The sequence below is a fragment of the Paenibacillus sp. 1-8 genome, assembly GCF_056316205.1.
Map to the genome: position 1 here is coordinate 680,023 of NZ_CM149995.1, position 13,913 is coordinate 693,935.

10 protein-coding genes are annotated in these 13,913 nt (G+C 51.5%); 7 read left to right on the forward strand and 3 right to left on the reverse strand.

The window, feature by feature from the left end; translation table 11 throughout:
* The first annotated feature begins 39 nt into the window (after positions 1–39).
* Together AC0WRU_RS03130 and AC0WRU_RS03135 are read left to right on the forward strand one after the other, a co-directional pair.
* Positions 40–1,164 carry an NADH-dependent flavin oxidoreductase gene (locus AC0WRU_RS03130; protein ID WP_476127170.1) on the forward strand — a complete coding sequence of 375 codons (1,125 nt, stop codon included), beginning with the start codon at positions 40–42 and terminating at the stop codon, positions 1,162–1,164.
* Positions 1,165–1,274: 110 nt separating this feature from the next.
* Complete coding sequence (locus AC0WRU_RS03135; RefSeq protein ID WP_476127171.1) at positions 1,275–1,862, forward strand: GNAT family N-acetyltransferase; 588 nt, start codon at positions 1,275–1,277, stop codon at positions 1,860–1,862.
* Here the strand turns inward: AC0WRU_RS03135 and AC0WRU_RS03140 are convergent.
* Both AC0WRU_RS03140 and AC0WRU_RS03145 read right to left on the reverse strand, forming a co-directional pair.
* A complete protein-coding gene (locus AC0WRU_RS03140) occupies positions 1,792–3,453 on the reverse strand; it encodes a response regulator (RefSeq protein WP_476127172.1) in 1,662 nt (553 codons plus the stop codon). The genes AC0WRU_RS03135 and AC0WRU_RS03140 overlap by 71 nt on opposite strands.
* A 6-nt stretch (positions 3,454–3,459) precedes the next feature.
* Complete coding sequence (locus AC0WRU_RS03145; protein ID WP_476127173.1) at positions 3,460–5,274, reverse strand: sensor histidine kinase; 1,815 nt, start codon at positions 5,272–5,274, stop codon at positions 3,460–3,462.
* A 207-nt stretch (positions 5,275–5,481) separates the two neighbouring features.
* Between AC0WRU_RS03145 and AC0WRU_RS03150 the strand changes: the two genes are divergently transcribed.
* The 3 genes from AC0WRU_RS03150 to AC0WRU_RS03160 all read left to right on the forward strand — a co-directional run bounded on the left by AC0WRU_RS03150 (position 5,482) and on the right by AC0WRU_RS03160 (position 8,721).
* Positions 5,482–6,363: a carbohydrate ABC transporter permease gene (locus AC0WRU_RS03150; RefSeq protein WP_476127174.1), complete on the forward strand. Its 882-nt coding sequence runs from the start codon at positions 5,482–5,484 to the stop codon at positions 6,361–6,363.
* Positions 6,364–7,200 (forward strand): carbohydrate ABC transporter permease, encoded by an 837-nt coding sequence (locus tag AC0WRU_RS03155; protein WP_476127175.1) that lies wholly within the window; start codon positions 6,364–6,366, stop codon positions 7,198–7,200.
* Positions 7,201–7,422: 222 nt separating this feature from the next.
* Positions 7,423–8,721, forward strand: coding sequence for an ABC transporter substrate-binding protein (locus tag AC0WRU_RS03160; protein WP_476127176.1), 1,299 nt, complete (start codon positions 7,423–7,425; stop codon positions 8,719–8,721).
* 280 nt (positions 8,722–9,001) lie between these two features.
* Here the strand turns inward: AC0WRU_RS03160 and AC0WRU_RS03165 are convergent, their stop codons facing one another.
* Positions 9,002–9,544 carry a dihydrofolate reductase family protein gene (locus AC0WRU_RS03165; RefSeq protein WP_476127177.1) on the reverse strand — a complete coding sequence of 181 codons (543 nt, stop codon included), beginning with the start codon at positions 9,542–9,544 and terminating at the stop codon, positions 9,002–9,004.
* Positions 9,545–9,649: 105 nt separating this feature from the next.
* On the opposite strand from AC0WRU_RS03165, the gene AC0WRU_RS03170 reads away from it, so the two are divergent.
* Both AC0WRU_RS03170 and AC0WRU_RS03175 read left to right on the forward strand, forming a co-directional pair.
* Positions 9,650–10,603, forward strand: a complete 954-nt coding sequence (locus AC0WRU_RS03170; RefSeq protein ID WP_476127179.1) for a helix-turn-helix transcriptional regulator — start codon at positions 9,650–9,652, stop codon at positions 10,601–10,603.
* Positions 10,604–10,782: 179 nt separating this feature from the next.
* Positions 10,783–13,908 (forward strand): DEAD/DEAH box helicase, encoded by a 3,126-nt coding sequence (locus AC0WRU_RS03175; RefSeq protein WP_476127180.1) that lies wholly within the window; start codon positions 10,783–10,785, stop codon positions 13,906–13,908.
* Positions 13,909–13,913: the final 5 nt, after the last annotated feature.

Here is a 13,913-nt window from a genome sequence, read left to right on the forward strand (position 1 = left end):
CGTTTTGATCTGACTTACATAAAAGGAGAGAGTACCGAAATGAATCCGAAATATAAACCGTTATTTGAAGCTTTTACCCTGCCATCCGGCGTTACGTTGAAAAACCGTATTACGATGGCACCGATGACTAACTTTGCGTCTCATGAAAATGGTGAAGTCAGTGACCAGGAGCTGGCTTACTACCGTGAACGTTCCGGCGGTGTAGGTGCGGTCATTACAGCTTGCGTGTACGTGACTCCAGATGGTAAAGGCTTTGTAAATGAGTTTGGTGCGGACAAGGATGAAATGATTCCGAGCCTGAGCCGTCTAGCTGACACGATTCATCAGGAGGGTGCAAAAGCGATTCTGCAAATTTATCATGGCGGTCGTTTGTGCCCACCGGATCAGATACCGGACGGACAGCCGATCAGCGCAAGCGCGGTGGCTGAGGAAAAAGAAGGCGCACCTGTGCCGCGTGAAATGACTACCGACGATATTCACCGCGTTATCCGTGCCTATGGCGAAGCTACTCGCCGCGCAATTGAAGCGGGCTATGACGGTGTGGAGCTTCACGGAGCGAATGGATATCTGGTGCAGCAGTTCTTCTCCCCGCATTCCAATCTTCGTACCGATGAGTGGGGAGGCAGCCTTGAGAAACGCTTGACCTTCCCGCTGGCGATTGTTCATGAAGTGAAGAAAGTGATCGCAGAGCATGCGAAGCGGCCGTTCATTTTCGGATATCGCTTATCTCCCGAGGAAGGACATACGCCGGGCATTACATTGGACGATACGCTGGTGCTCGTAGACCGCTTGGCGGATCAAGGGCTGGATTACCTGCACATTTCCGTCAATCATTTCTTCGGCGGGTCCATTCGTGATCGTAGTGCAGAACAATCCCGTACCGTTATCATTCATGAAAAGGTGGGCGACCGTGTGCCTGTCATGGGCGTCGGCTCGCTGAATACGCCTGACGAAGCTCTCGGCGCACTGGAGACAGGTGTACCGCTGGTTTCACTGGGACGTCCGCTCTTGATGGAACCGCAATGGGTTCAGAAGGTGCAACACGGCACTGAAGATACGATCCGCACGACATTGTCCAAGCAAGCTCAACAGGAGTTGGTTATCCCTGACTACCTGTGGGGGGCGCTGACGACAATTCCTGGCTGGTTGCCTGTTACGGACTAAATCTCGAATGAAATGGATGAGGGTACCCTGGGTTGCTTCCATGCACCCGGGGTATTTTTCTGCCTTGTAGATACCTGCATACGAAAAACAGAGAAAGAAGGGCAATGACAATGTTAAATGAATCCAATAGCGCAAGTTTGATCGCTTCCACCCATCCGGGGCTACAGATTCGGCTTTTGCAAGTAAGTGATGCAGAACGATTATTGGAGATTAGACGCGAAAATTTTGATTTTTTTAAGCCGTTTGAGCCGGAACGGCCCGAAATTTACTTTACACTGGAAGAACAGGCCCGCCTGATTTCCATCGGCCTTGAGGCTGCGCAAGCCGGGCAGGGATATACGTTTGGACTTTATTTGCCGGAAAATGACAAGCTGATCGGCAGAATGGAGCTATCGGGCGTAGCCAGAGGCCCTTTTCAAAATGCGAATCTGGGGTACTTCGTAGATCCTGCACATCACGGACAAGGCTACGCCACCTCAGCAGTAAATGATATTGTACGTTACGCCATCAATGAATTGGGATTGCACCGTATACAGGCCGGGGTTATGCCGAGAAATACGCCATCCAATCGAGTGATGGAAAAGGCCGGATTTCGCCGGGAAGGGCTGGCTCTAAACTATTTGAAGATTAATGGTGTCTGGGAAGATCATGTGCTGTATGCGTTAACGGCTGAGGATCTACAGAATGGCGCCTTCTGAACTCGCCGGGCGTGACGCCCTCCAGTTTTTTGAATACCTTGCCAAAATATTTTTCGTCCTGATAACCAACCATACCGGCAATATGATGAAGGCGGAGCTTGTTATTTAAAAGTAGCAGCTTCGCTTTATCCATCCTGATTCGACATAGATACTCGGACAGATTAACGCCGTATTCCTGCTTGAATTTACGAGAAATATATTCCCGACTGAGGTAAAAACGGCTCGCCATATCCTGTAGGGAAATGTCCTCGTCGTAGTGAGCATCCAGATAGCGGGCGATATCACGGATAACAGGATTGCTTGGGCTATGGCTTGGTGTAAGGGCCTGACCGGCTGCCAGCAGTCGGTTCTCGACCTGTTTCTGCCATAGACTCAGGGATAGCAAGCCACGGTTATCAATCGGCAGGGCAGGGATGGAGCTGTGCTCGTCTGCCAGTTCCTCCCCTGCCGCATCGCCGGGTCTGTCGTTCAGCCAGCGGGCCAGCATCCAGTCCAGCTCCTGATTCCAGCCGACCAGTTGCTCAGCCGTAACCGAAGGCAGCTCGGCTACGGCTGCTATCCAGCGGCTAGCCGCCGCAGCTACACGACGGGCGTTGCAACTGAGCGCACTAAGCCGAAGCTCCTCCTCCATCTCGGGAAGCTGGGGAAGACGCACAGCTTGCCGTACAAGAGAGCTATGGTGCAGCCAGTCGGCGGCTTGCAGCACATCCCGTTTCCACAATGCTTGCCGCGCTTCCTGATAGGCTGTGGCCGCCGCCACGGGAAAGGCACCGAAAGAGCCGATTCCGATGTGCATATAGCACCGCAACGCCGTTCTTATCCCAGTGTGGATATCCTGCAAGAGCAGCGGCCAGCGGGACGGTTCGCCCCAATACAGCAGAATAATTTCGTCCATACGCTCCAGATGACGGAACGCAATCCCGGTTTGGGAATTCCCGAGAAACTCGTTGCAGATGTTAATCAGGGAAAAGCCCAGAAGCGTGTGCCGCGTTTTGTATTTGTCCAGTATATCGGCATCCAGTTGAGTGGTGCTCATCACCGCTGCATTGCACATATGAATAGCCGCAGGAAGATGCAGTTCCTCACGTAAAGGCGTGATGGAAAGATGGGTATTCGCCGTGCCGGACACCAGCTCGGTCAGGAGCTTGTCGGCATAGTGCGGCCTCATCCGGTTCACCTCAATGGCCTGCATCGTGTGCCTGTTCCTGTCTTGCTCCGCTGTCTGCCAGGCTTGAGTGGCTTTGGTTAAAGCCTCGTTAATCTCCACCGGGTCCACAGGCTTGAGAATATAGTCCATGCCTCCCCGACGGATGACCTGCCGGACCAGCTCAAAATCGTCATAGCCGCTGACCACCACGACTCTGGTCGCGGGGGAATTCACCTGAATCCACTCCATCAGGGCCACCCCGTCCTTGCCGGGCATCCGCATATCCGTGAGTACAACAGGTGGCGAAAAGGCGGTGATGACCTCAATCGCCTGATCGCCCGACTCGGCTTCAATGACCTCGGTCACGCCGCAAGCCTCCCAATGTACAAGCATCCGAATGGCATGGCGCACATGCTTTTCATCATCCACAATCAGCACTTTCATGACAGGTCACTCTCCCTTAATATGAATTCCGGTATGAGCTTCGGTACGAATTTCGAGTGTATAACGAACGCCATGAGGCAGAATATTGTCTACGCACAGGGTATTAGAACCATCCTCTGAGTGAAGCTGAATACGCAATAGAACATTCTGAAGACCAATGGAGTCCTGCTCGCTGGTGTCCGGTTCCTCGTAAGCTTTCAGCGGACGTTTCAGCATATGCTGGAGCTGCTCCAACTCAGCCTGTGGAATAGATGTTCCGTTATTTTCCACTGTAATCTTCACGATTCCTTCCCGAATCCGGCAGCCTGCAATTCGAATTTCACCATGTCCCAGCCGCGGATCAGCACCGTGTTTAAAGTAATTTTCCACTAATGGCTGGAGAATCATTTTGGGCACCTGGTCATCCAGGACTCTATCTTCCCACTGGTAAGTGATCTCTAGTTGCTCGCCAAAGCGTTCTTTTTGCAAATCAAGATATTGCTTTACGTGCTCGGCCTCTTCCTTGAGTGTAACGACCGTATGATCCCGCATGTTATAGCGCAGCATTTTGGCAAGGGAAGAGAGCAGGGAATAGATTCGCGGCACCTCATGCTGTAGAGCCAGCGTTCCGATAGATTGTAGCGTATTGTATAAAAAATGAGGATTAATCTGTGCTTGAAGCGCTTTCAATTGATGTGTCTTGTTCGCCAGTTCGAGCTTGTATTCCCGTAAAATGAGGTTGTTGATCGTATCCATCATCTGTCTGAAGCGGCGTGACAGCACTCCGATCTCATCATTGCTCATGGCCCGAATATCTACATCCAGTTGACCGGACTGAATCTGGTTTATGTAGAGGGTCAGTCGCTTGACGGGCTCTGTGATTTTGATGGAAATCCACAAGGTGGCGACAATGACGAGCAGCAACGCTGCGCCTGTAATGATTGCATTGATCTGGGTTAGGCGGGTGGCTCGTAAATAAAGCGTGCGATTAGGAATTTTCTTAACGAGCGTCCAGCCTGACAGGCTGGCATCCAGCTTGCCATACACCTGCAATGCCGTATCGTCTTCAATGACTCCGTGCTCGCCTTCCTTAGAAATTCGATTAAGCAGGTCGGATTCCTTCCAGTGTGTTCCAATCGCCTCTTCCTGTCCACTATATATGATCGTTCCGTTCTGGTCGACCAAAAACAGCTCCTCTGTATCTGCATCGTACAATTGACGGCAAATGCTGCGCAGCGGCTCCAGACGAACATCCATAGCAAGTACCCCAAGCGTCTCTGAGGAAGGAATGTTCCGAATCGCCCGATGGAGTGTGAATACCTGTCGCTGTGTGTCGTGCTCCGCATAGGAAACCGCAGAAAAGCCGTACAAATGCTTCATATGTGAAGGCTGGATGAACAATCCGGAAGAGCCGTAATGAATAGAGCCGGGAAAGGGTGCCAGCCGGAATTCCCGTAGAGGGACCGTGCTGGTAATCAGCGTAGATTGCCTGGCCTCAAAAGAGTGCAAATACACCTGGTCGATGCCTGACGAAGCATTCATCATCGTTTGCAGCGTGGTGTAAATTTCGGCGACGGCCCGGTAATCATTCGGAATTTTAGCCAGGTTGCGCAGGAAATGAGGATCATTATAGACTCCAATGGACGCGCGGTTCAATCCCTGTAAATAGTTATCCAGATTCGTAATTCCCTGAAAAATAAGCCGTTCATTTTCTTGTGTGGCCTGCTCTCGCAAGGATTGCTTGGTAAGAATGAAGGTCATGGTCATCGACAGCAGCAGCGGCAGAGTGACCGCAATTAACAGAAACCAGATCAAGCGGGAACGAATGCTGTGGAATTTCATGCGGATAGCTCCTTTCACGATTCAAGGCAAGCCGGAGGTCAATATTTTCCCCCTGAATGGTTCACAATCTTGCGTGTTCTCCAGAGCGTTTATTCGACATAATGAACATGTGAACCGCAAATCGAATGGTCGAAGCGTCCATGCTGCTTGATGAGGAAGCCGTAAGGAGCGCTCCAGACACCAACAGACAACAAAGGGGGGATCGGCTTGAACCGTGCCAAATCGTCGCAATGGCTCCAGCAATGGATCTTCGTAGGGCCGTCGACGTTATTTTTCGTTATCATTATTGTAATCCCTTTCATGCTGGGAATGTACTATTCTTTTACAGAGTGGAATGGAGTTGCTAATCAGGCGAAGTGGGTCGGATTGGATAATTTCAGTCACATTTTACTGGATGATGACAAGTTTAGGACAGCGTTCTGGTTTACGATCCGTTTTACGGTGATTGGAGTGGTGGCTGCGAATATGATTGGTTTTCTGCTGGCGTATTTTTTAACCAAGCCGCTGAAAACAAAAAATATGCTGAGGACTATTTTTTTCATGCCCAATGTGATTGGAGGGCTGTTGCTGGGATTTATCTGGCAGTTTATTTTCGTCAAAGGATTTGCAGCGATTGGAGAGAGTACGGACTTGTCCTTCTTCAATCTGCCCTGGCTGGGAGATGAGATCACGGCTTTCTGGGGTATTGTGATCGTGTTTATCTGGCAAACCGCCGGATATTTGATGGTTATCTACATCTCTTCCCTGACCAATGTGCCCCGGGATATGCTGGAGGCAGCCGAAATTGACGGAGCGAGCCGGATGCAAATATTGCGGACGATTATACTGCCTTTGATCATGCCTGCCGTTACGGTATGTCTTTTCCTGGCGATCTCGTGGTCGTTTAAAATGTTCGATCTTAATTTGTCACTGACCAAAGGGGGTCCCTTCGGTTCCACGGAGTCGGTCGCACTCAATATTTATAATGAGGCGTTTGTGAATAATCGTTATGGGCTGGGAACGGCCAAGGCACTCATATTCTTTATCATTGTTGCGCTTGTTACGAGCCTTCAGGTGCGTTTGACGAAAAGCCGGGAGGTGGAGGCGTAAATGGAAACAAGCAAGCGTTACCACGCCGGAACATGGGTGACCGAGCTGGTGATGATCCTCGTCGCATTGTTATTCCTCGTCCCGTTTTATTTTTTATTCGTCAATTCGGTCAAAAGCTTTGGTGACCTGCTCACCGATTCTGCGGCCTGGCCACAAACCTTTGTATGGAGCAACTACGCCAGAGCATGGAGCATTACGCGTTTTCCTGAAGCTTTATGGAATTCATTCGTGGTTACGGTGGTCAGTAATTTGCTGCTCGTACTGATCAGTTCAATGGCTGCTTACCGAATGGTCCGGCATCCGACGCGTTATAATCGAGTGTTGTTCAGCCTGTTCGTGGCTGCCATGGTCATTCCTTTTCAATCTGTGATGATTCCTTTGGTCAAGGTGGTCAGTACGCTGGATTTAATGAACAGCATCGGCGGTCTGGTTATCTGTTATTTGGGATTCGGGGCGCCTATGTCCATCTTTCTCTTTCACGGGTTTGTTAAAGGCGTACCGGTTGAGGTGGAGGAGGCGGCTACGGTAGACGGCTGTACGCCTTACGGTGTGTTTTTCCGCATTGTATATCCGTTGATGCTGCCGATGATGGTAACGGTTATTATTTTGAATACGCTCTGGATTTGGAATGACTATCTGCTGCCTTCTCTTGTGCTGCAAAAGGCGGAGCTGCGAACGATTCCAATTGCGACCTATGCCTTTTTCGGGCAATACACCAAGCAGTGGGATTTGGCATTGCCTGCACTGGTACTAGGCATCTTGCCAGTAATCGTATTCTTTCTGGCTATGCAAAAATATATTATTCAAGGTATTATGGCTGGCTCAGTCAAGGGCTGAGTGTGGCGATGAGCTGAAATTGTACACGGTGTGCCACTCCGCAAACGGATGGTGCTTACCATCGCTGTTGTCTCCAGATTCCCCTGAATAAACGAATAAAGGTGGGAATCTAGAGACAAAGGCGAGCGCTATCGCTTGTTCAGCACCATTCCGTTTGCTCCGTTTCCATATGAATTTTTCGAGTTCATCTGATATGAATTTAGAATAGAAAGGAACATGATTATGAAAACGCATACTTTTAAAAAGAAAGCCCAAGCTCTGATTCTGCTTCTCGCTGCTTTTGCACTTGTTCTGGCAGGTTGTAACAGTAGCGGTGGTGAACAAAATGCAGGAAAAGAGGAAGCCAAGGAAAAGACCATTCATATTTTTCAGTTCAAGGTGGAAATTGCAGAAGCGCTCAATCGCATGAAGGCGGAATATGAAGCGTCCCATCCGGGAATCAAGCTCGATATTCAGACAGTGGGCGGAGGTAGCGACTACGGGGCGGCCTTGAAGGCGAAGTTTGCCTCCGGGGAGCAGCCAGATATTTTTAACGTGGGAGGCTACCGCGAGCTGGATACGTGGCTGGAATATTTGGAGGACTTGTCTGATCAGCCTTGGGTCGGTGATGTGGTCGATGTCGCCAAGGAGCCGATGAGCAAGGACGGCAAGCTGTACGGTCAGCCGATGAATCTGGAGGGCTACGGCTTCATTTATAACAAGGATTTGTTCAAGAAGGCGGGTATTACGGAGACACCCAAAACGCTGTCCGAGCTGGAAGCGGCTGCCCAAAAGCTCCAAGCCGCAGGCATTACCCCTTTTTCTAATGGATATCAGGAGTTTTGGGTGCTGGGGAATCATTTGCTGAACGTGGCATTTGCCAATCAGCCGGACCCGTCAGCCTTTGTGAAGGGACTGAATGATGGAACGACCAAAATCCCGGGCAACGCTGTATTCGCAGAGTGGATTAAGTTGTTCGATCTGACACTCAAGTATGGCAACTCCAAACCGCTGACAACCGATTACAATACTCAGGTCACGAATTTTGCTACTGGCAAGGCCGCCATGATGCAGCAAGGGAACTGGACCCAGGTACAAATTGACGGGATTAATCCGAAGCTGAATCTGGGAATTCTGCCTATGCCGATTGGTGAAGACGTCGCAGCCGGAGATAAGATGTTTGTAGGAGTCGCCAACAACTGGGTGGTTAACAAAAATTCATCTGTCAAAGCCGAGGCGAAGGAGTTTTTAAACTGGATGGTGACATCCGAGCAGGGTAAAAAGTATATCACCAAGGAATTCAAATTCATTCCGGCGTTCAAGAGCATAAAAGGGTCAGAGGCCGATATGGGCCAATTGGGTGCCGAAGTGGTGAAATACAGTAAGGAAAACAAGCTGCTGGGCTGGTTCTTTAGCCGCTATCCCGAAGGAGCGCAGCAGGAATTCGGCAGTCAGATGCAAGCCTATGTGGCGGGTAAATCGGATGCCGGGAAGCTGTTCGAGGATTTCCAGAGCACGTGGGATAATTTGAAGACCAAATAATGATTAAAAGCACGTGATAAAGCCTTCGTATGTCAGGGAGATTGCATGATCCTGAAATACGAAGGCTTTTCTGTAAACAAAATTATATATATAAAAGCTGCACTTAAAAGCTGCCTATCGTGCCACTGCGCAGACGGATGGTGCTTCCCATCGCCACCGCCCCCGGATTTCTTGAATATTGTCCTTTATAAGGGTAGAAATCCGGGGACAAAAGCGACCGCTTCGCTTGTACAGCACCATTCCGCCTACTCCGTTTTTATGTTCATTTTTCAAGTTCGGCTTATATATGATAGTGGAGCAGAGCAATGTCCCCGCGGCGTTCTATTTCTTTGAGTTCAAACGTACTTGGCAGCGTTCCTTCTGGAAATAACGGTATTCCTCGTCCGAGTACCTTAGGAATAATCGCAATGATAGCTTTCTCCAGCAGTCCCGCTTGCATGAAGGCCTGAACTAACTGGCCTCCACCGACTAGCCATACCGCACCTTCCGATTGTTCTTGTAGACGCGGAACCAGTTCAGTCAGGGCTTCGTCCGTAAATGTAACATGTGGGGCTTGCTGTTGCTCTGTTAATGACCGGGTGAGTACATAACACGGCTTGCCGGCATAAGGGAAATCATCTGAAAGCTTCAATACCTCCTCATACGTTAACCTGCCCATCAGCACCGTGCCTACGGTGTCGTAAAAGTCTGCATATCCATTGTCCCCGCCATCCCCTTTGACATCATACAGCCAGTCCACCGAGCCATCCGGTAGCGCTATATACCCGTCGAGACTCATGGCAATATACAGCACGATTTTGTTGCGTGGCTTTGTATCCTTCATAGTTCATCGCTCCTTTCTATCTCCTATGCTACAATGTATTTATGACATACTTTGTCGTAGTTAAACAGACGTATACATTTAAATTTTGATAACAAGGAGTACCTTATGAACGAACGCCGAATTGCTCTTATGAGGATACTGGATTCCCGAAAAAAATATACGGCACGTGAGCTTGCCGAGCGTTTTGACGTCTCCGTCAGGACGATACAAAGAGATCTTGACTATTTGCAGCAGACCGGGTTACCCCTTTATACCGAAACCGGTCCTCATGGCGGGTACCGGGCGCTTCCCAATCGACTTCTTCCGCCTCTTCATCTTGCCCGCGACGAGGCCCTCGGTCTTTTTCTCATGCTGCAACTGCTGGAAGACATTCCGGATATTCCTTTTGGATCGGTTCGGAGGCATGTATCCGAGCATTATTATGCCGGGCTTCCACAGGATGTACGGGACAGCATTGATCAATTGAAGGATTATATCTCTTTTCGCATGATGCCTACTCACGCAGAGTCGCCCTACACCTCGCTCATTTTGGAGGCTGCGTTGAATAAGCGCCAGGTGAAGATGCATTACCGCTCCGCTTCCGGGGAAAAGTGGACTGAAGTATATCCGGTTGGGCTATATTTTGATCACGGATACTGGTACATGCCAGCGCATAGCAAAGACCGGATTATCCTGTACCGTTCAGATCGGGTAATCGCAATGACGATGCTGGAACAAACCTTACCCAGCCTTCCCACACTTCGGGAATGGATGGCTTCGGATGATTCTCGTACGGGAATTCCGTCAAAAATAAAGTTTACCGCGTTTGGTGCCCGGCTGGCGGAATCAGATCCCCTCTTCCAGAATGTCTCCCATCAGGAAGGGCAGGGTCAGGAATGGCAGGGATATATTCCGTCTGAAGAATTTAAATATGTATCCCGACTTCTGTTAAAATACGGGCCGGAGGCCGAGGTTGTATACCCGAAAGAGCTGCGTATGCGAGTCAAGCAACAGCTGCAAGACAGCCTGAATCCTTATCTAAAAGATGATAATGCGGATGATGAAGAAAAAGATAATTGATCCTATAGATGGAGTCTCTTATTTATAGTTAACCACATGAATATTTATAGTTAACCACATGAATATTAAAGGTTATTAACTTATGAGTTTCCATTTATTTTTGCGATAAAGTTTTGAAAAGAGCCCGTTTTCGTATATGATGAAGAGTAATAATTCAAAAGGCTGGACGGGAGACAGATATGAATCAACCGCTTTATGGAATATGGCTCGGAGATGTGTTTTTTTGCTTTTCTGGTGAGACGTCGGAACCACGTATTGATGCGTGGAGCAGTGTGATCCGCAGGCTGACGCTAAAGGGAGACCTTCGGCCGTTTCGGCAGGCTGCGTTGCGTCTTGCTGAGGTACGGATACCGAACACTGCTCGTGTGGAAACCGCGGGCAGAGGTGGCAAAAGACGTTCCATGCTGGGGCGCACATTGGAGGGTTTGGCACTGGAACCGCGCGAGACGATGGCGCTGCTGACCCGCATGGACGAGAAGGGCTGTGCGGCATCGGGCGTTACGCTGGGCGAGGAAATGCAATATTGGCAAAAGGCCGCTTATTTTGCCCTGGAGCTGATGCAGCGGGGCGAAATTGCGCCATCGCTTACAGAGGCGCGTCCATCGGGACCGCGTCGTCGTGGCCCGGAGGCGGCGGTTGGGGTGTGGATTCCCCGGCTGCGTCTGGAAGAGGACGTTCGCCGCTTTCATGAGCTGGCTGCTGCGATGCCTGCCGTCTGCATGGCGGCTCCCGCCGTCTTCGCGGGCAAGGAGCCGGAAACACGGGAGGATGCAGCGGGGATCGTGCTGTATTCCTTCCTGTGTGCGGTCATCCATGCGGAAACGACCGCGGTGTTGGCAGCATCAGACCGTGAGCTGGGTCGTTATCGCGCAGAGTATCGGCGCGGAGGATCGCCGCTGGCGGAGCTGTGGTGGAACAGTCTGCTGACAGGTTCCCGCCCGGTGGCGATTCAGGGAACGCCCGCAGAGATGGAGGAACTGGTTCTTCAAGCGTCCTCTCTTGAAGGAAGCGCAATGCCAGTCACGGAACGGAAGGATCAGGAGCCGATCGAAGGGCAGGTTCGTCTGTGCCTTCGTCTGGAGCCTTCACTGGAAGAGAATGTGAAGGAATGGCGTATTACCTTTTGGGTGGAAAGTGATGCCGAGCCGGGGTTGCGACTGCCTGCTTTGGCGCTGTGGGCGCATCCCGAGCGCGATCTGGTGCGTGGAACCATCGTGTATCGCCAAGTGCAGGCACAGCTGCTGCTGCGGCTTGGACAGGCGGCCGAAGCGGCGCCGATACTGCAAGAAGCGTTAAGTCGCCCTTATCCCGAGGGCCTCACGCTGGAGCCAGAGATGTTCTTTCGCTTCCTGACGGAAGCCGTGCCCGCTCTGCAAAAGAACGGCACCACCGTGCAAATGCCTTCACGCTGGAGCCGGGAGGGCCGCCGCCGCGCAGGCCTGCGGCTCAAAATGCGTTCGGCGGAGCGAGGCGCACCGCCGGAAGGCGTGATTGCCGACACATCGACGGTCGGCATTAACCGTATGATTTCCTTTGATGCCGAGGCTGTGCTGGGCGATACGACCTTGACGGTGGAGGAATTGGAAAGCATCGTCGCGGCCAATTTGCCGTATGTACGTTTGGGAGGCGAATGGATTGAGGTCGATCCGAAGGAAATACGTCAGGTGCTGCGTTTTATCAAGCGCGGCGAAGACGGTGAAATGACCTTGTCCGAGTGGATGCATCTGGCCGCAGAAAATGAAGGTGCAGGCGAGGCCTCATGGAAGGGCCTGTCCATCTTCGGCGCGGAATCCGCCGGGTTGCTGGCCTCTCTCGTTGAGGGCGGCGTGCTTCGTTCTGTGGAGCCGCGCCCTGTACCGAAGACGCTGCATGGCGCATTACGTCCTTATCAGGAGCGCGGCTTCCAATGGCTGGCTGCCATGCGCGGGTTGGGCTTCGGCGTCTGCCTTGCAGACGACATGGGACTCGGTAAAACAATTCAGGTGATTACCTGCCTGCTCGATGGCGGCATCGGGGCCGCGGATCAGCGTCCGGCGCTGATCGTCTGTCCGACCTCGCTGCTCGGTAACTGGCAGCGGGAGTTGAAGCGTTTTTCGCCGGATTTATCACTGTATATTCATCACGGCAACCAGCGACTTCATGGGGAGACATTTCAAGAAAGCGTCCGCGAGTATGATATCGTCCTCACGACCTACCATTTGGCGGGCCGGGACGGCAGTGACTTATCTGCGGTCTATTGGTCCTCCATCGTGCTGGATGAAGCGCAATATATTAAAAATGCACGGACAAAGCAGGCACAGAGCGTGATGAAGCTGTCGGCACCGCATCGGATTGCCATGACGGGTACCCCAGTGGAGAACCGGCTGAGTGAGCTGTGGTCCATTTTTCAATTTCTGAATCCGGGTTATCTCGGCACTTCTTCTTCGTTCCGTCAGCGTTACAGTATCGCGGGAGAGGAAAGAGGGGCCGCGCTGCGCGAGCTGTCTCGTCTCGTCTCGCCGTTCATGCTGCGTCGACTCAAAAGCGACCCGGATATACGCAAGGATTTGCCGGAGAAGCTGGAACTGAAATCATATTGTGTGCTGACACCGGAGCAGGCTGGATTGTATCGCGGCGTGGTGGATCAACTCATGGGGACACTAGACGGGCAGATCGGTATCGCCCGCAAGGGGCTTGTCCTGTCTTCGCTGACCAAGCTGAAGCAAATTTGTGACCATCCGGGTCTGATCATTCCGGGCCGCGCTGACACAGGAAAAACCGAAAATTCGGGGAAAATGGAACGGCTGCTGGAGCTGGTGGAAACTATTCGGGAGAATGGAGAATCCGCTCTGATTTTCACCCAATATGTGTCTATGGGAGAGCTGCTGGTAGCACGGCTGGCCCGGATTTTCGGGGAAGAACCGTATTTCCTGCATGGGGGGCTGGCGAAAACCAGACGGGACGAAATCGTCCACAATTTCCAGCAGGGGGAAGGGCCGAATATATTCGTGCTTTCCTTGCGGGCAGGCGGCGTCGGCTTGAATCTGACGCGTGCCAGTCATGTTATTCACTATGACCGCTGGTGGAATCCTGCGGTGGAAAATCAGGCGACGGACCGAGTATTCCGCATCGGTCAAAGCCGAAACGTGCAGGTGCATAAGCTGATTTGCCAAGGTACGCTGGAGGAACGGATCGACGAGCTGATCGAGAGCAAAAAGGCGCTTTCCGAGCAGGTTGTCGGCTCTGGTGAGCATTGGCTGACGGAAATGTCTGACGATGAATTACGCGGTCTGATTGCGCTGCAAAACGATATATGGATTGAGTAAGCACA